19 protein-coding genes and 3 tRNA genes are annotated in these 22,504 nt (G+C 33.2%); 11 read left to right on the plus strand and 11 right to left on the minus strand.

Features of this window, described 5'->3' with window-relative positions; translation table 11 throughout:
• Positions 1-144: 144 nt before the first annotated feature.
• From GWR14_RS11605 to GWR14_RS11635, 7 genes are all read right to left on the minus strand, one after another.
• Positions 145-1,008, minus strand: a complete 864-nt coding sequence (locus GWR14_RS11605; protein WP_163409189.1) for a hypothetical protein — start codon at positions 1,006-1,008, stop codon at positions 145-147.
• A gap of 140 nt (positions 1,009-1,148) precedes the next feature.
• Positions 1,149-2,498 carry a DUF5689 domain-containing protein gene (locus tag GWR14_RS11610; protein WP_163409190.1) on the minus strand — a complete coding sequence of 450 codons (1,350 nt, stop codon included), beginning with the start codon at positions 2,496-2,498 and terminating at the stop codon, positions 1,149-1,151.
• A gap of 18 nt (positions 2,499-2,516) precedes the next feature.
• Positions 2,517-5,354: a carboxypeptidase-like regulatory domain-containing protein gene (locus GWR14_RS11615; RefSeq protein WP_163409191.1), complete on the minus strand. Its 2,838-nt coding sequence runs from the start codon at positions 5,352-5,354 to the stop codon at positions 2,517-2,519.
• A 321-nt stretch (positions 5,355-5,675) separates the two neighbouring features.
• Positions 5,676-6,893 carry an MFS transporter gene (locus GWR14_RS11620; RefSeq protein WP_163409192.1) on the minus strand — a complete coding sequence of 406 codons (1,218 nt, stop codon included), beginning with the start codon at positions 6,891-6,893 and terminating at the stop codon, positions 5,676-5,678.
• Positions 6,894-7,005: 112 nt separating this feature from the next.
• Positions 7,006-7,569 carry a DUF4256 domain-containing protein gene (locus tag GWR14_RS11625; protein WP_163409193.1) on the minus strand — a complete coding sequence of 188 codons (564 nt, stop codon included), beginning with the start codon at positions 7,567-7,569 and terminating at the stop codon, positions 7,006-7,008.
• A gap of 150 nt (positions 7,570-7,719) precedes the next feature.
• The gene (locus GWR14_RS11630) at positions 7,720-8,763 is read right to left on the minus strand and encodes a Gfo/Idh/MocA family oxidoreductase (protein ID WP_163409194.1); all 1,044 of its coding nucleotides are present in this window, start codon (positions 8,761-8,763) and stop codon (positions 7,720-7,722) included.
• Positions 8,764-8,887: 124 nt separating this feature from the next.
• Complete coding sequence (locus GWR14_RS11635) at positions 8,888-9,958, minus strand: NADH:flavin oxidoreductase/NADH oxidase (RefSeq protein ID WP_163409195.1); 1,071 nt, start codon at positions 9,956-9,958, stop codon at positions 8,888-8,890.
• A 202-nt stretch (positions 9,959-10,160) separates the two neighbouring features.
• Between GWR14_RS11635 and rseP the strand changes: the two genes are divergently transcribed.
• From rseP to GWR14_RS11650, 3 genes are all read left to right on the plus strand, one after another.
• Complete coding sequence (rseP, locus tag GWR14_RS11640; RefSeq protein WP_163409196.1) at positions 10,161-11,501, plus strand: RIP metalloprotease RseP; 1,341 nt, start codon at positions 10,161-10,163, stop codon at positions 11,499-11,501.
• A gap of 86 nt (positions 11,502-11,587) precedes the next feature.
• Positions 11,588-11,661, plus strand: a tRNA-Asn gene (locus GWR14_RS11645).
• Between the two features lie 38 nt (positions 11,662-11,699).
• Positions 11,700-11,773 (plus strand) — tRNA-Asn (locus GWR14_RS11650).
• A gap of 56 nt (positions 11,774-11,829) precedes the next feature.
• On the opposite strand, the gene GWR14_RS11655 is transcribed toward GWR14_RS11650, so the two are convergent.
• Positions 11,830-12,519 carry a hypothetical protein gene (locus GWR14_RS11655; protein ID WP_163409197.1) on the minus strand — a complete coding sequence of 230 codons (690 nt, stop codon included), beginning with the start codon at positions 12,517-12,519 and terminating at the stop codon, positions 11,830-11,832.
• 570 nt (positions 12,520-13,089) lie between these two features.
• Here GWR14_RS11655 and GWR14_RS11660 point away from each other — a divergent pair.
• Complete coding sequence (locus GWR14_RS11660) at positions 13,090-13,602, plus strand: hypothetical protein (RefSeq protein ID WP_163409198.1); 513 nt, start codon at positions 13,090-13,092, stop codon at positions 13,600-13,602.
• Between the two features lie 621 nt (positions 13,603-14,223).
• Here the strand turns inward: GWR14_RS11660 and GWR14_RS11665 are convergent.
• Positions 14,224-14,841: a recombinase family protein gene (locus GWR14_RS11665; RefSeq protein WP_163409199.1), complete on the minus strand. Its 618-nt coding sequence runs from the start codon at positions 14,839-14,841 to the stop codon at positions 14,224-14,226.
• A 223-nt stretch (positions 14,842-15,064) separates the two neighbouring features.
• Between GWR14_RS11665 and GWR14_RS11670 the strand changes: the two genes are divergently transcribed.
• Complete coding sequence (locus tag GWR14_RS11670) at positions 15,065-15,385, plus strand: hypothetical protein (RefSeq protein WP_163409200.1); 321 nt, start codon at positions 15,065-15,067, stop codon at positions 15,383-15,385.
• Positions 15,386-15,483: 98 nt separating this feature from the next.
• Positions 15,484-15,897 carry a hypothetical protein gene (locus tag GWR14_RS11675; protein ID WP_163409201.1) on the plus strand — a complete coding sequence of 138 codons (414 nt, stop codon included), beginning with the start codon at positions 15,484-15,486 and terminating at the stop codon, positions 15,895-15,897.
• Positions 15,898-15,902: 5 nt separating this feature from the next.
• Here the strand turns inward: GWR14_RS11675 and GWR14_RS11680 are convergent, their stop codons facing one another.
• Positions 15,903-16,169, minus strand: coding sequence for a helix-turn-helix domain-containing protein (locus tag GWR14_RS11680; protein ID WP_163409202.1), 267 nt, complete (start codon positions 16,167-16,169; stop codon positions 15,903-15,905).
• Positions 16,170-16,289: 120 nt separating this feature from the next.
• Here GWR14_RS11680 and GWR14_RS11685 point away from each other — a divergent pair, with 120 nt between their 5' ends.
• Positions 16,290-16,769, plus strand: a complete 480-nt coding sequence (locus GWR14_RS11685; protein ID WP_163409203.1) for a hypothetical protein — start codon at positions 16,290-16,292, stop codon at positions 16,767-16,769.
• 1,096 nt (positions 16,770-17,865) lie between these two features.
• The gene (locus GWR14_RS24125) at positions 17,866-19,434 is read left to right on the plus strand and encodes a recombinase family protein (protein ID WP_394367937.1); all 1,569 of its coding nucleotides are present in this window, start codon (positions 17,866-17,868) and stop codon (positions 19,432-19,434) included.
• Here GWR14_RS24125 and GWR14_RS11695 read toward each other — a convergent pair.
• A tRNA-Leu gene (locus GWR14_RS11695) sits at positions 19,388-19,467 on the minus strand. The two genes, GWR14_RS24125 and GWR14_RS11695, sit on opposite strands and share 47 nt — an antisense overlap.
• Before the next feature lie 283 nt (positions 19,468-19,750).
• Between GWR14_RS11695 and GWR14_RS11700 the strand changes: the two genes are divergently transcribed.
• The 3 genes from GWR14_RS11700 to pth all read left to right on the plus strand — a co-directional run bounded on the left by GWR14_RS11700 (position 19,751) and on the right by pth (position 22,430).
• The gene (locus tag GWR14_RS11700) at positions 19,751-20,692 is read left to right on the plus strand and encodes a ribose-phosphate pyrophosphokinase (RefSeq protein ID WP_163409204.1); all 942 of its coding nucleotides are present in this window, start codon (positions 19,751-19,753) and stop codon (positions 20,690-20,692) included.
• A gap of 67 nt (positions 20,693-20,759) precedes the next feature.
• A complete protein-coding gene (locus GWR14_RS11705; RefSeq protein WP_163409205.1) occupies positions 20,760-21,371 on the plus strand; it encodes a 50S ribosomal protein L25/general stress protein Ctc in 612 nt (203 codons plus the stop codon).
• Positions 21,372-21,755: 384 nt separating this feature from the next.
• On the plus strand, positions 21,756-22,430 hold the full coding sequence (pth, locus tag GWR14_RS11710) for an aminoacyl-tRNA hydrolase (RefSeq protein WP_163409206.1): 675 nt from the start codon (positions 21,756-21,758) through the stop codon (positions 22,428-22,430).
• Positions 22,431-22,504: the final 74 nt, after the last annotated feature.

A 22,504-nucleotide genomic window follows, 5' to 3' on the forward strand; every position in this document is an offset into this window, starting at 1 on the left:
AATAAGCTGCAAATTTAATGATTTGTAAATAGAATACTTATAGAATTTAGTTTTTAAGTTCTATTTAAGAAATTACTATAAGTCCATAAAAAAGAAACCATTTAGAAATTCTAAATGGTTTATAAGGAAACTGAAAATACCGTTTTATTCGTAAATAAAGGTTTTCTCCGTTTTTACAATTCCGTTTTCCTCAATTTGAGAACAGGAAATCGGGAAATTCAGTTTGTTGTATTTGTATTTTCTGCTTACGGCAACCAAAGCTGTTGAAGTAGGGCTAAAATTAACTTCGTTATTATACGATATTGCTTCAAAGCTAAATTCACTTTCATGGTACGAAATCATTGGTACAATTACTTTATAATTATCACCAAATAAGTTCTGAACGATTAACTGATCTACAGATTTTTTATCATCAAAAGTATAGGTTTTAGATATTTTATCGCCAACCAAACCTTTATGTTTTGATACGTTGTCATTTACATAAACATATTCAATTTTTCCGATAATAGCTTTGTTTCTGTCACGTGAAGTACGTCTTACAATGATGCCGTTTTCTACAATATATTCAATGTCTTCCAGTATGTTCTGATGGTTTGTACTCTTCTTTGTTATTGCTTTAACTCTTGCTCCATCGTAATTAAAAGTTACTGTTTTAGTGATGTAATCATTACCTTCATGATACTTATTTACAAATTTTGTAATGTTGTTATCTGCATCATAAGTATAATTGACAACTTCTTTCCAGTCACTTCCAATTTTATCCTTAACGGTCATATCCAATAATCCATTTTTGTTATAAAAGAATTTCTGAATAACATCTGAAGTGGTGATGGTTTCAATTTTTCCTTCTTTAAAAACTATGGTCTTGTTTACAATTTCACCGTCTTTAGAATTTTGGTAATTTGTTTTTACGATGTTAATTTGTTTTAATCGGACAGGATTGTCCTGACTATGTAGTAGATTGATAGAAAATATTGCAGTAATTGCAAGTAGGTAGATTTTTTTCATATGTATTTTAATTGATTTGGGAAGACCAAAATACAAAATTCTGCGAAATTTTAGCAATCAAAGAATTTAAAAACATACTAAATTAGATTTACAGCATTCTTTTACTCTGCAAAACAATTATTTATGTTTCCTTTTGAAATTTATTTTTCGCCAAACATTTTTACATCATCCACCATAAATGCTCCGTTAAGTGTTTTATCTTTTCCGGAACCTGTATACTTAAATGCAATATTGATGTTTCCTGAATAAGCAGATAAGTCAATCCCTCCGGAACTCATAAACTGGCGTGTTGGTGTAGAAAGTGACGCTACTTTGGCATCTAGTTTGATCCATGTCGCTTTGCTTACATTTGATCCGTCAAAATTGGTGGAGATATAAACTTCTAAAGTATTCAAAGCCGAATCAACTTTTAAATCATGTTGTGCAGTTCTAAAAGACAACACCGTATTTTTATATTCAGTTAGGTTAATTTTTGGAGTTACCAGCCAGGCTATATTTTGGGCTGCCGTAGTGCTTGTGGTGTTGAATTCAGCATATCCATTTCCGGCAGAAACCATCGTTCTCCATAATTTTGAAGCCTTTTCTACAATATTGCTCCAACCGGGTAATGCAAAATTGACATTATGGGTAACAGTTTGAAAATCTTCAGTGAAAAACGGAACATTGCTTTTTCCATCCATAACAACATCCTTTTCGGAACGAACCATTAACTGATAATCCGAACCATATTTGGTTAAAATTCCGCGTACTTTTCCGCTTCCCTCAGGAACTAAATGGGTAGAAAAATCAGCAAAACTGCTGGTTCTGAAAATAATCTGATTTCCGGATTTATCTCTTAAACCCCAGTTGGTAGAACCTCCAACATTATTAGCCTCTTCAAAATAATGACGCCCAATAGCAGCTTCCAAAAACTGAACATCTGATAATTCGATAAGTGTATTTAGTTTACTGTCGTTCAAAGCTTCTTCAATAGAAATTTGATTCACTAATTGATCTTCATCGAGCATTGTACACGAGGCATTTAATACTTTTTTATAATCATTTTGAGAAATTCTTCCCACAGATGCTGCTCCCGAATTCCCTTCATACAAACTTCCAATCCGCGTTCCGCCATAATATAAATCAGTAAACTGATCTTTCAATTTAATATACACTTTATTTCCAACACGATAATCGATATAAGTGTTTGTCGCATCTACAGCAACACTAAAGCCTACAGCTGGTTTGGTATCTGTCTCCAAAGTCTGAAGATATAGGATTTTAAAAAAGTTTCCGTTTTCATCACTTGAAACTACATAAGCTTCAATTACATCATCATAAACATATTTTGTGGCGGTAATGGTTCCTGTTTTCAGGACATCTTCAACAGTTCTGTTTACCATTAAATCTGGCTGTGTGCATTCTAATTTTGGAATGGCGACATCTTCATTACAATTACAAAAAAGGAATAGAAACAATATTGAAATGAGATTTTTATAGTTGTTTTTCATCTGAAAAGGTTTTTAAAATTATAAACTGATTGCTAGGTTTACGAAATAAGTTCTTCCATATCCATAAAAATATTTGGGTCCAAAAGAAGGAGTCCCGCTTGAAAAATCCTGATTCAATTCTCTGAAGTTTGAATTTCTTGCCTGCTCAAATCCGCCTGTTTTATATTTAAAATCAAGTAGATTATTAATACTGGCAAAAAACCCGATTGTTGTCTTATAAATACGCCAGGATTTTCCGCCAGTCATGTTTAAGAGTGACACAGGATTTAATTTTTCTTGTTTAAGCAGCATTTTGGTGCGTTCTTCCGAAGCTTCCGGAAAGTTGAAACCGCTCGCCGGATTAATGTAAAAACGGGACGTTCTTGTAATTGGAGAAACATCGATATAACTGTCTGTAATGTAATTGATATTCGCAGAAAGCCACCAAAATTTAGGATCATGATATTCCATTCCGAATGAAAATGCCTGCTGTGGCATTCCGGACTGTTTGTAATTTTTGAGCAATGATTTTCCAAAATCAAAAGTCGTTTCGGTATCAGCAATGGCAGCATTTGCATCATTGGTAATCAAAACATTTGGATTGCTGTTATAAGTGTAACTTCCGTAGGCGGCTGATAAAAAACTTTTAAGTGTAGATGAAACCTGATACTCCAGACTTAATTCGGCACCGATATTTTTCTTATCCAAACCGGTCAGCGTCTGACTCACGAAGGCATCTGTATTATCGTATCCGGCTCCGTCATCAAAAATACCTTCAGCATAAAAAAAGGATGTCTTTGTGGTATTTTTTATCAAGGCATAATAACCTGTAATCCGCATTTTAAGTTTTGGGGAATGATACACATAATTTATATCTGTAGCACTTATGTTTTCATTTTCGATTCCGTTTACAATTGAATTATTTAGTCTGGAATTAGAAAAAGTATTTCGGAGGGAAGGTGCTTTTGTCAAATGCATACCGTTGCAAAACAGCCATTGCTTTCCTGAAATTTTATAGGTCAATCCGCCTTTGAACCCAAAATTTTCAAAATTAACTTTTTGACTTTTTCCGAATGAGTTGTCCGGATAAATTCCGTTTTGGTATAAACCTTCTCTCTGGTATTTTGAAGTAGAAAATGAATTTCCTAAGTAAAAATCAACTTTTCTGTACACAAATCGAAACTGTGTAAAAGCTTCTACTGTTGTGGCATAAAAATTAAAATTATAGCCATAGGTGTCATCAGCTTTTACTAGCCGGTCAGGATTTTTTAAATTCGATTGCGATTGATCTCCTTTATAAAATGAATCAATATCCTCAAAATATTCACCGCCCAATAAATCCAAAAGATTCTGAAAATTATGTGATTTTAGATTTTTAAAAAGTATGCCTCCGCTAAAAAATATATTTTCTGAAAGCTGTGCGTTAAGATTTGAGTTTACAACCAAAGTTTTGTCATCGGTTCTGTCTTCATAAAGCACATAATGGCTTTTTGAAGGCTCGTATCCTGTAATTACTCCTTCAGAATTTATAATAGGTTTCTGATTGGCTCTATACATTGCATCCCAATTGATTTGCGAATCTTCTAAAAACAATGTTTTGCTTATTGCTGCATTTTCATAATCGGGAGTAAATTCTCCTGAGAATTCTCCGTTGTCTGCAGCATACATTGAACTGAAATAACTGGGCAATCTTCTATAGTAAGTTGGATCAGGGCTATCAGCATTTTGAAAATCGATATTACTGTTACCGACTTTTCCAAACTGATACATAATTGCTGATGTAAGATTGATCCTGTCATTAATTTTAAAATAATGATTAAGCATCAGCAATGGTTCTTCGACATTTTTTACTCTTGCATTTCGTTTTTCGCCGTTTTGATATCCCCAATACGAATTGTATTTCTCCGATTTTAAATTGGTAACTTCCTCAGTATTTGGTGAATTTTTTCCGCGTATGTTCGGTGTAAAAAAACCGGTAAAATTTAAAGAATGTTTCGGATTTAATTTTTTTTCAACACTTAGAAAAAAAGAGTTGGCATCATAATTTGTTCCTTCAAAATATCCTTCTTCTGCCCAGCGCTTTCCAACCGAAAAAACATAAGCCCAACCGGAGGATTTCATGCCCGAAACATACGTAATCATTGTTCTCCAATTGTAATTCGTATTCGTCCCCGAGAAAGATATTCGGGTTCCTTTTCTGTAGGCAGATGCCTGAGTAAAAATTTGCTGGGTGCCTAAAATCCCTCCGAAAGCATAATCAGAAGGTGCAGGACCAATAGTAAATTCCTGGTTTCTGAGTACATCATTTAATCCTCCCCAATTATTCCATTGTGGTCTTCCGTCGTAAATTTTATTCATTTTTACGCCATTGAGCATCATCGTTGCATTTTCGCTATCCAATCCACGGACACTAAATCTCGCTTGTCCCCAATTGAATGCAGCTGCCTGCAAAAATGCATCTTTGGAAGATTGCAAAAGCCCCGAAGTAGTTTCTGATGAACTGTTATCTTCGTTCAGGTCGCTTTCTAAAAGTGAAATAATCGTGGTTTGGAGATTTTCGATTTGGTCTTCTTCTAATAATAAGACTCCGAGATTTACTTTTTGACTAAAATTAGAATTCACTTTAAGAAGTAAATCTTTGTAGCCCTGACTGTGTATTAAAAGTAATTGTTCACCAGGAAGAACCGAATGCAATTCGAAAGTCCCATCTTTTTTGGTGAGCTGCATTATGGCTGAATTTTGAATACTGACAACTGTATTTTCTAAAGGATTCTGAGTTTTAGAATCTATAACCAGCCCTGAAAAGATAGTCTCTTTTTGAGCAAAAGCAATTTTAAGAGTAAAAAGGAGTATAAGAACGAATGATTTTTTGTGCATGTAAAACCGAATTTATTAAAAAAACCCTCTTCTTTTTTACAAGAAAAGGGTGGAGTAATTTTGACTGAAATCTTTGAAATCCAATAAACTTTAGTCAAAAAATCAAATCTGGTTTTTGGAAATAATGTTTGAAAAGAAATGTGGTATTGAAAATTTCCAAACAAAAATATATCGTGACAAGTGTGAATTAGATTACAAATGTAAATAAATATTTTAAACTTTTTACTTGTTAAAATAATTTAGAAAGGATATTTGTAAAAATATTTTCTTACAAATAGTATGTTTTCAGAAGAAAATAAATCGGAAAGTGCTGGTTTTTAATTAGTCTGATACTTTTATTTTTGAAACCATAAAAGCAATCAAAACCCCAAATATTCCGATAAAAGCGAAAGAAAACTGAAGTCCAAAAGTTTGTGCAATATATCCGATGACAGGAGGTCCCATCAAAAATCCAAGGAAGCTTACACTCGAAACAATGGTTAGCGCTTCACCCGCAGAAACGGTTGGATTTTTACCTGCAAGACTGTAAACCGTTGGAACTATTGTAGAAACTCCCAAACCTACAACCATAAAGGCAATTGTACAAGGAATGATATAAGGAAAGAATACAGCGGTAAAAAGACCCGCAGAAATCATACAACCGCTAATTTGCATAACTCTTTTTCGGCCAAATTTATTATTCATAGCATCTCCGATAAAGCGTCCGCTGGCCATCATGATCATAAATGAAGTATAGCCTAAAATTACAAGAGCACCCGGAGCTTTTACTATTTCCTTAAAATAAATTCCGCTCCAGTCAAACATAACGCCTTCGCTGGCCATGCTGCAGAAACCAATTATACCAAGCCATATCAAGGCGCTATCCGGTTTAGGAAATATTCTTTTGGTTTCAGTTTTTGCTTTTATTTTTTCTTTAGCTTTCACTAAAAATTTAAAATTGAAAACAATCATCAATAAAACTATGACACCCACAATCAGAAAATGATGATAAGGTTTCAAGTGAAGTGAAAGCATTCCCAATCCTACCAAAGCCCCTGTAAAACCGGCAAAACTCCACATACCGTGAAAGGATGACATGATATTTTTTTTGAAAAGAGTTTCGGTATAAACACCCTGTGTATTTACGGCAATGTTGGCTAAATTTCCAAACAGTCCAAAAGTGAATAATCCCAACGAAAGCTGAAGTGCGCTTGCAGCCAGACCCAAATTAGTCAAACTGAAAACATACATAATTAAAGAGAAAATTAAAATACGATGGCTTCCAAATCTGGTTACCATTTTGCCCGAGAAAGGCATGATAATCAATTGCCCGACCGGAAGTGCAAAAAGTACAGAACCCAATTCAGCTTCACTTAAATGTAATGCTGTTTTAATATCCGGAATTCGACTTGCCCAGGTTGCAAAACTTAGCCCCATTCCAAAATAAAACATCCCCACAGCAAAACGAATTCTGTTTAAATAAGAAGCTTTTGCCTCCCGATAAACTTTTTTGATTTTCCCCTTGGTTTGGAACAGCGCTAATGGATTGAAATCTATCACAGAAAGGCATTTTAAATTTGTATATACAAAGGTACTGAATTCCTATTTTAAAGATTAAAAACAACAGATTGTTTATTAAATATACAACGTTATTGTTTATAAATTATGAATTTTAAACCCGTAAAGCACCTCTAAAACCTCTTGCCGCATAATAAGACTGAGCACCATTATGATAAACGAATACTGTATTATATCGAAAATCTGCAAAAAGGGCTCCGCCAAGTTTTCTAATTTCAAGAGGCGTTTTTATCCAGCTGGAAGTTTTTTGATCAAAGTTTCCAAGCAGTTGTAATTCCCTGTATTGTTCTTCTGTTAAAAGTTCGATGCCTATTTCAGCAGCCATATCGATAACGTTGTTTTCGGGCTTGAATTCTTTTCTGGACTCCTGCGCTTCAATGTCATAACAAACACTTCTTCTTCCTTTTGGGCTTTCTGCAGAGCAGTCATAAAAAATGTATTCGTTAGTTTTCTCATCAAAAGAAACCACATCAGGTTCGCCTCCGGTTTTCTCCATTTCATTAAGAGACCACAATTTTTCAGGATTGGATTCCAGTTTTATTTGGACATTATCCCAATCCAGATTTTCGTGACGGCTTTTATTTCTCTCAAAACGTTTTTTTAATGTCTTAAGCAGTTCTTCACGTTCTTCTGATATTAACTCTTTTTTGTTTCCCATGTCAGAAAAGTATTTTTAGTACGTTATTTGTAATTAAAAAGAGAATGTCAGGCTGAGTCCTTCGCCTTCGCTCAGAATAAACTAAAGTCGAAGCCTTTTTTGGTGAAAGCCTTCGACTCCGCTCAGGATGACAATGATTTCTTAAGACATTTACTTCAGATCAATAATCTTTTTTTGCTGATTACTCGTAATTGCCGCTTCAATAACCTGCATTACTTTTACACCATCCTCCGCAGTAACAGGTTCATGCTTATTATTTGCAATGGAATCATAAACCCCATCAAAATATTCAAAATAATTACCCTGAAGCGTTTTGATTTTTTCACGAATTGGTTTTTCGTTAATTTCGGTGTGCAAAAGTCCTTCAAAACCTTCTAATTCTGTTCCCCAGGATTCACGGTTTGGTTTTTTACCAATTTTAAGTTCGTCTTCCTGAACATCGCCGCGCTGTTTTAGGAAGGAACCTTTTTTGCCATGAATTGTATAGGCCGGATTGGCTTCCCTCACAAAAAAACCTGCTTTTAAACGAACTCTGAAATCTTCATAAATCAGTAATAAATCAATCCAGTCGTCTACAACCGAATTTTCTCTGGTGTAACGAATATCAGCAAAAACCGATTTTGGCGAACCAAACAGACAGACCGCCTGATCGATTAAATGCGGTCCTAAATCTTTCAGGATTCCGGCTCCGTCATTAGCAGTTTCTTTATGCACTTTCGGGCTCAATATCGGATTGTATCTGTCAAAATGAAATTCAGCTTCAACCAAATCTCCCAAAACGCCATCGTTAATTATTTTCTGAATCGTTTTAAAATCACTGTCCCATCTTCTGTTTTGAAAAACAGCCAGTTTTAAACCTTTTTCTTTGGCAATTTGAGCCAGTTCTTCGGCTTCGACTACGGTTGTGGTAAATGCTTTTTCGACAACGACATGTTTTCCTGCCAAAAGTACTTTTTTAGCGTATTCAAAATGTGTTCCGACTGGTGTGTTTACAATTACCAGATCAACATCGTCTGTCAATAACTCATCAATTGAAGGGTAACTTTTTACCCTTGGATAATCTTCCTGAATTAGTTTTTTGCTTCTTTCCCAGGAACCTAATAACTCAAAACCGGGATGAAGATCCAAAAAAGGAGCATGAAAAACTTTTCCCGACATTCCGTATGATAATAGTGCTGTTTTTATTTTTTGCATTTGGTTTGTTTTAAAATAAAGTTTATTTTTTTTCTAACCATTAAGAGATTAAGAAAAATTAAGTTTTACTTCTTTATAAAACTTAATGTTTTAATGGTAAAAAAACTAGATATAAATGTTTTTATTAAAGTTTAGCTCTTTCGTATTGTTTTGGCCATTGAATATCATCGCTTAATTCATTGGCGAAATTCAAAGGCAGATTTGGATTTCTTAACGATTCTCTCGCAAACAAAATTAAATCGGCCTGACCTTTTTCTAAAATTCCTTCAGTTTGTTTAGCTTCGGTAATCAAACCAACGGCTCCGGTTAAAATATTAGCTTCGTTTTTTACTTTTTCGGCGAAAGGAACCTGATAACCCGGTCCAAGTGTAATTTTTTGATGCGAAACCAATCCACCTGACGAAACATCGATTAAATCTACTCCTTTTTCTTTTAATATTTTCGAAAGCTGTACAGATTCTTCCGGATTCCATCCTCCTTCTGCCCAGTCTGTTGCTGAAATTCTGACAAATAAAGGTAAATCAGAAGACCATTCTGACTGAACTGCTTCAACAATTTCTAATGTAAAACGAATTCGATTTTCGAAACTTCCGCCATATTCATCAGTTCTCACATTAGTTAAAGGAGATAAAAACTGATGCAGCAAATAACCATGTGCCGCATGAATTTCAAGAACTTTATAGCCCGCTTCAACCACTCTTTTTGTTACTGTTTTAAAATCTGATATTACTTTTTGAATTCCGTTTTTATCCAAAGCTTCAGGAAGAAACGGCTCGTTTTCATGATACGGAATCGCACTCGGTGCCACAGTCTGCCACCCGCCCTGAGCGAAATCTAACTTTTTATTTCCTTCCCAGGGAGCAGAAACACTTGCTTTTCGTCCTGCGTGCGCCAACTGGATTCCCGGTACAGAATTCTGAGAAAGAATAAACGCATTGATTTGTTTTAGCTTTTCGATATGCTCGTCTTTCCAGATACCAAGGTCAGAAGGAGAAATTCTGGCTTCAGGAGAAACTGCTGTCGCTTCCTGAATAATTAATCCGGCTCCACCGCTGGCACGGCTTCCTAAATGAACCAGATGCCAGTCGTTTGCAAATCCGTCAATAGCTGAATACTGACACATTGGCGAAATAAAGATTCTGTTTTTTAAAGTGATATTTTTTATAGTAAGTGGAGAAAATAATATTGAAGCCATAGAATGTAACTTTTAATGAATTTTGACTACCAATTGAATGAGATAGCGTTTAAAAAAGTAAAGTTACAGTATCTGCGTAAAAGTAGAAATTCAAATGTTTATTAATTAACAAACATTTAAAACCTTAAGTATTATATTGCGCTCTCAAATTAAAATAGAAAACGTTACTTTTGTGCGTCAAATTACGAACTAAAATTACAAAATGGATATAGTTATCAAGCTCTCTCAATTTCTATTGAGTTTATCATTACTTATTATTCTTCACGAATTAGGGCATTTTATTCCTGCTAAACTATTTAAAACAAGGGTTGAAAAATTTTATTTATTCTTTGACGTTAAATATTCCCTGTTAAAAAAGAAGATCGGTGAAACTGAATATGGAATCGGATGGCTGCCGCTTGGAGGTTATGTAAAAATCTCCGGAATGATTGACGAAAGCATGGACAAAGAGCAAATGGCTATGCCTCCCCAGCCATGGGAATTTCGTACTAAGCCGGCATGGCAGCGTTTGATTATTATGTTGGGTGGTGTTACTGTAAACTTTATTCTGGCTTTTATTATATATATAGGTATGGCGTTTGCTTATGGAGATACTTATGTAGCAAATGCTGATTTGAAAGATGGTGTTTTGATTGAAAACCCTGTGATGCTTAAAACAGGTTTTAAAACCGGAGATAAAATTTTGGCAATCGACGGGAAAGAAGTAGTGAATTTTGACAATGAGTTAAATATGAATATCATCATGTCAAAAGAAGTTCTGATCGAAAGAAACGGACAACAGCAAACTATCAAAATGCCAAATGATTTTGTTGATCAGTTATCAAAACATGAAAAATCTCACCTTGTAGATATGCGTGTGCCTTTTGCTATTAAAGATGTTCCTGCTGAATCAGCTAACAAATCATTAAAAGCAAAAGATTTAATTGTAACTCTTAACGGACAGGAAGCTAAATATTACGATCAGGTAAAAGCAATTTTAAACAGTAATAAAGGTAAAACCATTCCGGCTGTTGTATTACGTGATTTAAAGCAGATTCCAATATCAGTTAGTATTTCTAAAGATGGAAAATTAGGCGTAATTGCAGGTGGCTTAGGAATTGAATCATTAGAAAAACTAGGATACTATAAAGTAAGTACAAAACATTACGGATTCCTTGAATCTATTCCGGTTGGATTAGAAAAAGGAAAAGATCAATTAGTAGGTTACGGAAAACAATTGAAAATGATTTTTAATCCAGAAACCAAAGCTTACAAACAAGTAGGTGGTTTTGCGGCTATTTTCAACATTTTTCCTACTTCATGGAGCTGGGAAACGTTCTGGTCAATCACTGCTTTATTGTCAATTATGCTTGGAGTAATGAATTTATTGCCAATTCCGGCACTTGATGGTGGTCATGTGATGTTTTTATTATACGAAATTGTTAGCGGTAAAAAACCAAGTGACAAATTCCTTGAAAACGCCCAAATGGTTGGTTTTGTTCTGCTTATATCACTACTTTTGTTCGCTAATGGTAACGATATTTACAAGGCAATTGTCAAGTAGAAAAAATATTTTCGAAAAAGAGTTAAAATATTTTTGAGAAACTAAAAATTCAATTATATTTGCACTCGCTAAAAAGAGCAATACTTTCCTCCTTAGCTCAGTTGGTTAGAGCATCTGACTGTTAATCAGAGGGTCCTTGGTTCGAGCCCAAGAGGGGGAGCAACTTTTTTTAGCAAACATATTTACCTTTAAGGTGATTCCTCCTTAGCTCAGTTGGTTAGAGCATCTGACTGTTAATCAGAGGGTCCTTGGTTCGAGCCCAAGAGGGGGAGCTTAAAAAAAAAGACTATCAAATAAATGATAGTCTTTTTTTTGTTTAACATCGATTTTATTTTTTAGACATTACAAGAGCTGCGTTTTTACTTTCAAACAATTTAATCATTTCTTCTGCTTTTTCTGACTGTTTTATCGCTTTTAAGGATTTTGCACATCTCAAATAAAGGACCGGATCTGAATTTTCATCAAGACTAAATAATTCCAGATAACATTTAGCGGCCGCTTCGAAATCATTTTCAAAATAATATTTATCCGCAACCTTTTTAAGCATATCCGGAGATTTATAACCTTTATCCACAACATTCGCATAAATACTCAAAACATCTATACTTACCGAGTCTTTGCTATATGATGGAACCGTGGTTCGAATAGCAACAGGCTTAATGGTTTCGTGGGTCGCCACAGTTATTACCTTAGAAGGAGCGATAGGATCAGCTGCTTTAACATGGGCTTTTTTATATATTGCCGTTACCGTTCTGGTATTATTTGGCCCAAGATCATACGTATTAACCATGTCCAGTTTCGAAACTTCATAGGTTGTGATTCTTTTTTTTCCGGCAGCCAGATTAATCACTTCTTCAACACAGTATGCTTCTATAACAAGATCTTCATCAGATTTGTCATCAAACTTTAATGGCGCTTTTCGAATATCTACATTATTAATCACCTGACTCACCTGACCAAAACAATTCAATGAAAAAACACCTGCAAGCACGATAAAATGTATCACATAAGCTTTCATGATAATTTGAATAAAGTTAAAACCATATTGAAATTATACCATAAAGATACTGACTATAAACAACTTATATTTATTTTCACGACAAAGCACCTTTTAAGTCGTTTAAATGCTAAATTTTAGCTTTAGCGCAATAGTCTTTTCTATTTTTTATTAAATAAAAATTGCCGAACCGCTAAAATAAATAAGACCATTGAGATTTTAATTAGAAAAATCAAGGATTCGGAAGAGTGTAAAAAAGAAAAAGCCGTCAAAAATGACAGCTTTTCCGTTAATGTACCATTTACTGTCGAATTGTCGAACTTATTTGTTGAAGATTTGAAGAAATTATCTTTTGCATATAAGTTATTGATTAAGAATACAGACTATTAGAATACTTTGGTCGTCCTGACCAATTAAAAACATTTACACAAACTATTTACAATTATTCCAATTTCAATTATGATTGTGGATAAATATTTTATGTCCGAAGGAACTTTTTCAATTTTCCGACATATTTATTATAAAATAACATATCCAAAGGGAATTTAACTAATTCTCTAATAGATATGATGCGTTTAATAACATCAAAAAATGCAACAAAATGAATACTTAACAGTAAAAGAAATTAGTAGTAAATACAATATGACTACTAGAAATGTTAGAAAAATAATTAGTAATCTAACAAACAACTGTAGTGAAACTATGCTACACAAAAATAAAAATCACGAATGGCAAGTGCATCATTTATTAGTTAATAAGTTTAAACCTCAACGAATTAGGAAGAATAAATACTATGCGTTAAGCATTGACCCGTGTATAGATTACACGGAATCTGAGATTAATGTTGTGATGAAATTTGTTTATGAGCAAATGAACGATGATATAGTAGAGATTAACTATGTGATTGAACAAAAGAAAAGCAATAACAGAAATCATTTGCATTGTTATGTTAAATGCTCGAACAAGAAAAAACTAATAGAATCTTTTAAACTTGGATTCAGTAGAATAAGTTATCATGAAAGCGTGATTTTCGACTTAAGTGGTTGGAAGGAGTACATGAAAAAAGACGGTAGTCAAATAATAACATTAAAAAAGATAGATTAAATATGATAGAAATTAAAGACTTTAAATATAGTCCAATCCTTCGTGAAATGTTAGTTAATTACATTATAAGAACTTACGAAGAGAATGTGATAATAGATGATTTGCATCTAATTCAAGAGTACAATCTTTTGAAAAACAATAATGAACTTCACTTTCTTTTTGAAGAGGAGTATTTGAGAAATTATCTAGAAGATGGAAACGATAACAACGGATGATAAAATCAGGTTAAAACAAATGCAAATCTCTATTGAGAACGAACCTCACCGAAAACAGGAGTTGCAAAAACAGTTACAGAAGTTGCAATTAGAGAAGGAAATTGAGCAAATAAAAAAGAGAATAGAACAGTTAGGGTGACGCACTCCGTCCTGCTATTTAGGAACAAGTTGCTCGTTACCTCCTAGCATTTTTTACTTTTTTTGATTGAAAATAGTGCGGGGTTGATTAGGTGCTCGAATTTTTTTTGAAAATTTATTGTTCCTAATTGTACCTTGATTAGCAAGTATTTGCTATTAAGGTGTATATTAAAAAACTAGTTTTAGAGCTTAAAAAAAGGCATTATAATCATGTGGTGTGTAAATGTTTTACAAAAAATCCTCTCATAATCTGGGAGGATTTTTTTTGCTATGCCATTATTTTTTTGATTTTTTGAACAGTACCGCTACTTTTTCCAGTTAGTTTCATGGTATTACGGACTGATTGACCTTGCTTTAAAAATTTCACAATATCGGCATGTTCGGCAATAAGTTGTTTCGGTTCTTTCTCTGAGCCGACTTTGCGTCCTAGCTTTCCGCCATCACGGATAAACTTCTCACGACCAGAGTTTAGACGCTCTTTAATCATGGACAACTCTAAGCTTGCGAAAGTTGATGCAATGCTAAGCATCGTTTGAACCATACCGTTAATTTCACCAGATGGTAGAAGAGTGTGCAGTTTGAAATTATCAATGATGATATTGATTTTATTTTCATTGCATTTTTCTAAAAACAAAGCGAACGAGGAAATTTTGCGAGAGATTCTGGAGATTTCTATGGCTATGATATGTTTTACTTCATTTTTAATTACGTAGTCCAAAATTTCAGCGTTTACTTCATCATTTTTGGTTCCAGACTTGTAGTAAGTAAATTCTTTAGCGATTTCATACTGATTTCCATAGTTAGAAATTAGCTCTTGAGATTGACGTGTAACGTCTTGACGATTCTCATTAGTTGAACAACGTGATATGATGATTGCTTTTTCCATATTCCAAAAGTCCAGGTATTTTCTTATATATCAAAAGAAATCAAAGAATTTTTTTGATACATTTAATTGTATCAGTACATATCTATTATAGACTTAATTTGATACAGTTAAGGTTTTGATACTTTGTATTTACTTTAGGAGAATTTTACATGAGATAAGACCTTTGGATATTCATGAGAATTCTTTCTTATATTTGAAGTATCACTACAAAACTTAAATAAGAATGAAACCTATAGTAGAATTGCTTATACAGGATATTGAAGACGAAAAGACGGATATTGAAAATCTTTCTCCAAATGATTTTAAACAGGTTTTTGAAACATATAATGGTTTTTACAATCGTTGTATCAATTTAAAAGAAGAAGATTTTGATAGTGCTGAAAGTTATCATAGATTCGTCAAGAATGTGAAGATGTTACATGACAATAAATTTATAACTTTAGATTGGTTAAAGAATGGCGTTGATTCTACATTTATTGATAAATTTTCAGAATTAAGGGAAATGCTCAATTCTTTTATCGTTTTACTGAAAAATGCTTGGTAAATAGCTCAACTATGTATTATTCTTAGGTTTCTGTTTGAAGAAGAATCCATAGCAGATGGCATGGCTAAATTCTAATGCAGAATAAAATTATATTAAAAATGGAAACTTCAAATATTATTGCTTTAGCATTAGGAGGAATAGGATTTGCTATTTCAATTGTTGGACTAGTGATTACACCAAAACTCAATCTTAAATCTAAGAGATTGGAAAAAAGATTGGAATATCGGTTTCAATTATTCCAAAAAATACTAGAACTATGGGAATATACGAATCAGTCTTTTGAGAAACATGATATTAAACCATTAATGTCAGAAGTAAACAAATTGATTCAATTATATGGATACAATTCCGAAATTGAATCTTTTGATAAGTTGGTAAAGAGTTATAATTATTATATTCAAAGTCAAAATGAAACTAATAGACAAAAATTCCTAACATCATTTAGTGATTTTTTTTCTATTTCTTTTAATACATATCGAAAAGAAATCATTTTGGAAAGATTAGCAAAATAGTTTTACTATTCATTAAAACCTGTAAAAAATTCTTCTAATGTAACATTAAGTGCTTTTAGAATTTTAATAAGAGTATTTAGTTGAATATTTGCTCCAGCTTCATATTTTCCATATTGTGGTCTGCTGATATTGTTTTCGTATGCGAAATATTCAGAATTGGTGTAACCTGCTTTTTTTCTGAAGTATTTTAGTCTTTCACCTATTTTTTTTAAATAGATTAATTCTTCTGCTTTAATTTCTTTCTTAATATCCTCATTGCTTTTTGAAGTCATTTTTAGCTCTTTTTATATAGCAAATCAATAGAATGTCATTAAATTACGTAACTCCATATTAAAGGTCTCTTTATATGGAGATTTTTTATATGTTTGTATTTCTAATTTAAAACTTCGAAAATGAAAAAACCTTTAAAATTTATTGCAATCACTATTCTTTCTCTATTAGCTATTGGAGTAACAAGTTGTAACACAACCAGTATTCAATCAGAAGAAGAGGTTAAAGAGTTTATTACTGGTCAATGGCACGATGAAACTGTTGAAAGCGGTGGAGTTATAACATATTATAGATTCGAAATAACAGCACAAGAAATAAGATGCTGGAAGCAAGTTGCTTTTCTTGATGGTACAGGGACAGGTCTTAAAGGAGATGACAAGTGGGAAGAGCAGACACCAGTTGCTTTATCTATTGGAAATGTTCAAACAGAATCTGAGAGTAGTACATCTTATGAGAAAAAATATAGAGTATTAGGGAATTGTAGTTATGGAACATATACGTTTGAACACAATTCAAAGTTCGGTAACTCATTGAATTTTAAGGATAATAATTCGGTTAATAGTGATACTGAATGTGTTTTAGAGAGAGGTTGGGAATATTAAATACTGCTCATAATCATCTAGTCATAGTTTAAAAAGGTCACAAAATTTGTGACTTTTTTATTTATTTGCATTTCAAAATTAAAACGTTAGTTGCATCACTAGGAATAAAATAGTACCTTTGTATATAGTTGTTAAAAAGCTAAAAAACTGACACTTAAATCAGCTCTTTTTGACAATTTACTCAAAAATCGCATGAGGACAGTCTATTTTATACTGTTTAGACGATAATTCAATTATCACTTTGTTTTCAAAAAGTGACTTCAGCATCATACAGAATTTTTCGATAGCATTTTATGTCTATTTCGTTACTGGTATTATTTCCGAAATGAAGATTTATATGCAAATTTATCTAAATCAAGTTATGAGTTTGGTTTTGGAATTAGAGAGCAAGAAATCAGTAGTTTATATTTAAGTGTATAAAGTGAGTGAGAATATTTTTCAATTCTTAAATTTTAGTTAAATTGTTGAATGTTTTTAATTTTTGTTAAGTTTATTTTAACATTTATAAATCGTAACTATTTGATTATCAATAATTATTTCCATATAAAACTATATGGATTTATTGAAGGAAGTTTCTTGTTTTTTTATTGAAATACTATCTCTACCTTTGTGAAACAAAATCAAAAGGAAAAGATTCTTGCAAGGAAAATTTCGCCACGCTTACAGCTAAAGTGTGGAAAAAGAGCAGGTTGTAAAGCTGAACAATCATGCTCTAAATTCAAATTATATTTTAAATCTTCATTTCGGTGCAATATCCGAAACGGGACGGGCATGCCTAAATTAATGTTACGTCATTAATTAATTCAATGGAATGTCGTATGCATACAATTTCTAAATCAAACTGGTTTAGGAAAGGTCATTTTTGTGACCTACAATAAAAAGAATTCCACCGTCAAAGTAAAAAATGGGAAAATGACGACTGTGAAACTAAGTGTTAAGTATAACTGAATGTAGAAAAACATTAAATAAAAAAGGAATAAGTTACACAGATGCAGAAATAGAAATTATCATAAATGCACTGTATAAATTGGCAGAAGTGTGCCAAAATCAATTAAACAATACAATTATTAAAGAATAAAAACATTAAGAAATATACATGGATGATTTAAAAACAAACGTAATTATTTACTGTCGTGTAAGTACAGATGAACAAGCACAAAAAGGATTTAGTTTAGATTATCAAGAAGAATCATTAAGGAAGTATTGTGATTCAATGAACTATAATATTGTTAAGGTCTATAGAGAAGACCACTCTGCAAAAAACTTCAATAGACCTGAATGGTTAAAATTGAAAACTTATGTAAAATCGAATAAGCAAAATATACATAAAGTACTTTTTGCTAAATGGGATAGGTTTTCAAGGAATGTAGAACAAGCATTAACAGTATTGAGAGAGTTTGATTCAATAGGTGTTGAATTAAATGCGTCTGAACAATACTTAGATACTAGTAATTCAGATAATAAAATGGTGCTAACTATTTATTTAACTGCTGGAGAGGTAGAGAGAGACAAAATATCTAGTAGAACTATTGCGGGAACTTATAAAGCAAAAAGAGAGGGCTATTTTGTTGGAAAAGCTCCGTTTGGATATGATAACTTTAGAGATGAGCAAAAAAAATCAACTCTTAAACCGAACAATGATGCTTATTTGGTAAAGCGAGCATTCAAAGAAGTTGCAATGGGTATAGAGTCTGTTGAAGCAATAAGAAAAAAGCTAAAGCAAAATGGAATGGAGTTAAAGAAAAGCGCTTTTAGCGAACTTCTTAAAAACATTGTCTACATAGGTAAGATAAGAGTTCCAGAATTTAAGAAGGAATCTGCCATGATAGTTGATGGTAAACACGAAGCTCTAATAGATTTGGAGACTTTTAATAAAGTTCAAAGTGTATTTAAAGGAAAAAGATGGCATGGAATCAAGCCAAGTCATAAAAATAATGACTTTCCAATGCGAGATTTTCTAACTTGTAGTGTCTGTGGTAATCAAATAACAGGTAGTAACTCTAAAGGTAGAACAAAGAAATATGCTTATTATCATTGCAGAAATAAATGTAAAACAAGAGTTTCTGTTGATGATACACATCTTAAAATTGCAAGCATTCTTGGCGGTTTACAAATAAATGAGAATATTAAAGAATTGTTTTCTCATGTGTTAAAAGATTCCGAGTATCAAATCAATAGAGATAAAATTACTCAATTGAAGGTTAAGATTGAGACTCAGAAAGATTTAAAAACTCTACTTGAAAATGCAGAAGATAGACTCTTGCGTGAGGATATTGATAAAGAAACATTCAATAGTATGAAAGAACGTATCAATGGAAAATTAAACGTAGTGAACAATGAAATCGAGATACTTAGTACTAAAACAGATTCAATGAAAGCGTTTGTAGATTCAGGTCTTGAATTGCTTGTTAATCTGGATAAGTTGTTTCTAAATGGTGATTATGATGGAAAAAGAATTGTGGCGGGTTCAATTTTCACTCAAAAACTAATTTTTGGGAATGATGATTGTCGAACCACTCAAGTGAATGAGGTAATTGAGGTTCTTACTAGGAATATCAAGGCTTCGGAAGGTGTTAAAAAACGAAAAGCCGTCAAAAATGACAGCTTTTCCGTTAATGTACCCGGAGCCGGAGTCGAACCGGCACGGTTTCCCACAGGTGTTTGAGACCAGCGCGTCTACCAATTCCGCCATCCGGGCGTAGCAGACGAAAAAACAACCAAAAAGCGATTGCTTTAACGCAATAGAATAAACAATAATATGCTTATTCCTTTAACACGGTGCAAATGTAAAAAATAAAATTAAAAGTTCTACTAAAAATACTCAAAATTTTCCTTTCAGTCTCCAATAAATTTTATAAATTTGCACCTCGTTAAAACGAAGCACACACAACTAACTACATCCGAGGCAGATAGGGAATTTGGGAAAAGAAAATAATTTAACCAAATCTACATGAAGCCAAGGAATAAAACAACAAATTACAATGTCGCACCTAGAACCAGAAGCTAAAATTTTTGCTTGTTCACAAAGTGTTTATCTTGCAGAAAAAATTGCAAAAGACTACGGGATTCCGTTAGGAAAAGTAACGATGTCAACGTATAGTGATGGAGAATTTCAGCCATCTTACGAAGAATCAATCAGAGGTTTACGAGTATTTATCGTATGTTCAACTTTTCCAAGTGCAGATAATCTGATGGAATTGTTGTTAATGATTGATGCAGCAAAACGTGCATCAGCAAGACATATTACGGCTGTTATGCCTTATTTTGGTTGGGCAAGACAGGACAGAAAAGACAAACCAAGAGTTCCTATTGGAGCTAAACTAGTAGCAAACCTACTAACAGCTGCAGGAGCGACAAGAATAATGACAATGGATTTGCATGCAGACCAGATTCAGGGATTCTTTGAAAAACCAGTAGATCATTTATTTGCATCTACAATCTTTTTACCATACGTAGAGAGTTTAAATTTAGAAAATCTAACCATTGCATCTCCAGATATGGGAGGTTCAAAAAGAGCATACGCTTACTCTAAGTTTTTAGAATCAGATGTAGTAATCTGTTACAAACAAAGAAAAGCAGCCAACGTTATTGACACTATGGAACTAATTGGCGAAGTAAAAGGACGTAACGTAATCTTAGTAGACGACATGATCGATACAGGAGGAACTTTAGCGAAAGCGGCAGACCTAATGATCGAAAAAGGAGCACTAAGTGTAAGAGCAATTTGTACACACGCTATTTTATCTGGAGGTGCGTATGAAAAAATTGAAAACTCTAAATTAACTGAGTTAATCGTTACCGATTCAATTCCGTTAAAGAGAGAATCAAACAAAATAAAAGTGGTAAGCTGTGCGCCTCTATTTGCAGAGGTTATGCAGATGGTTCACCACAACAATTCCATCAGTGGAAAATTTATAATGTAATAACTGCTCAAAAGCTTTTATAGCATTTTAAAGAAGAATATTTATTTAATAACTATATTTTTTTACAATGAAATCGATTACAATTAAAGGATCAGAAAGAGAAAGCGTGGGCAAAGTGTCAACTAAAGCCTTACGTAATGCTGGAGCGGTTCCTTGCGTGTTATACGGAGGAAATCAGGCAGTACACTTCTCAGCAGACGCTGCAGCGTTCAAAAACTTGGTTTACACTCCAAATGCACACACAGTTGTGATTGAGCTTGGAAAAGGAAAATCATTCAATGCAATTTTGCAAGACATCCAGGTTCACCCAGTTACTGACAAAATTTTACACATTGACTTCTTCCAATTATTTGATGACAAAGAAATCACTATGGAAGTTCCTGTAAAAATCGTTGGTACATCTAAAGGTGTTCTTGCGGGAGGTGTTTTACGTTTAAACCAACGTAAATTAAAAGTAAAAGCTTTACCAGCAAATCTTCCTGATTTTGTTGAAGCTGACATCTCTCCACTTGAAATGGGTAACAAATTATACGTTACTAAAGTTGGAAAACCAGAATACAAAATTATGCACCCGGACAACACTGTTGTTTGTCAGGTAAGAATCTCTCGTGCTGCTATGAAAGCTGCTCAGGAGGCTGCAAAAGCTGCAAAAGCTCCTGCAAAAGGAAAGAAAAAATAATTTTTTTCAGCTACTCAATACAAAAGCATCAATCGAAAGGTTGGTGCTTTTTTTTTGAAAGTTCTGAGTTGCTAAGATCCTAAGTTTTCTGATGTCAGGCTAAGTGAAGTCAAAACCTTGTCTCTTTGTAATTAGTTTTTTTAGGAGCAGAAACATTCAGCTTTTTAGGACCACACGTTCCTGCCATCCGCTGTATCTTTTCCTGACTAAAAAAGCCAGAAAAAGGATGCCGCTTCTGTCAGGGCTAGCGAGAAAGTATCTTTTTTATAAGACTCTAAGCTTCTTAATACTTTCTTTACGATTCTTTGTGGTTAAGCTACAGTCAGCAAACAATTATCTAATTATCAAATTGCCACATTCCCTAATTAGCCTTACTTTTGTCAAATGATAAAATGGATAAACAACCTGTTTTCATCAACACCAAAAGAAGAAAACACAGACAATATAAAAACGGAGGTTCATGAACACCCAAAAAACAATATAAAAAACGTGAGTAAAAAATATTTAATCGTCGGATTAGGAAATATCGGAGCCGAATACGTAAACACGAGACACAATATCGGATTTAAAGTTTTGGACTTTTTAGCCAAAAAAGAAAGCCTTTCATTCGAAACCGTAAAATTGGGCGCTTTAGCTGAATATAAATTCAAAGGAAGAACTTTCTTTTTACTTAAGCCGAACACTTATATGAATCTTAGTGGTAAAGCCGTAAAATACTGGATGGATAAAGAAAACATTCCGCTAGAGAATATTTTAATAATTACAGACGATTTAAACCTTTCTTTCGGAACAATCAGAATCAAGCCAAAAGGAAGTGATGGCGGGCATAACGGCTTAAAAAACATCAATTTGGTTTTAAATACTCAACAATATACCCGTTTCAGATTTGGCATCAGCGATCAGTTCAAAAAAGGACAGCAGGTAGATTATGTTTTAGGAGAATGGGACGAAGAAGAAAAAACAAAACTCCCGGAGCGTTTAGAAATTTCTGCAGAAATCATCAAAACTTTCGGAACAGCCGGATTAGAAAATACCATGACAACTTTTAACGGAAAATAAAGATTTACAAGTATTTAATCTTAAAAAAAACAAATTATCAATTAATTAAATTGAATTATAACGAAATAGTATTT

The sequence above is a fragment of the Flavobacterium ajazii genome, from assembly GCF_010614725.1.
GTDB classification, from domain to species: domain Bacteria; phylum Bacteroidota; class Bacteroidia; order Flavobacteriales; family Flavobacteriaceae; genus Flavobacterium; species Flavobacterium ajazii.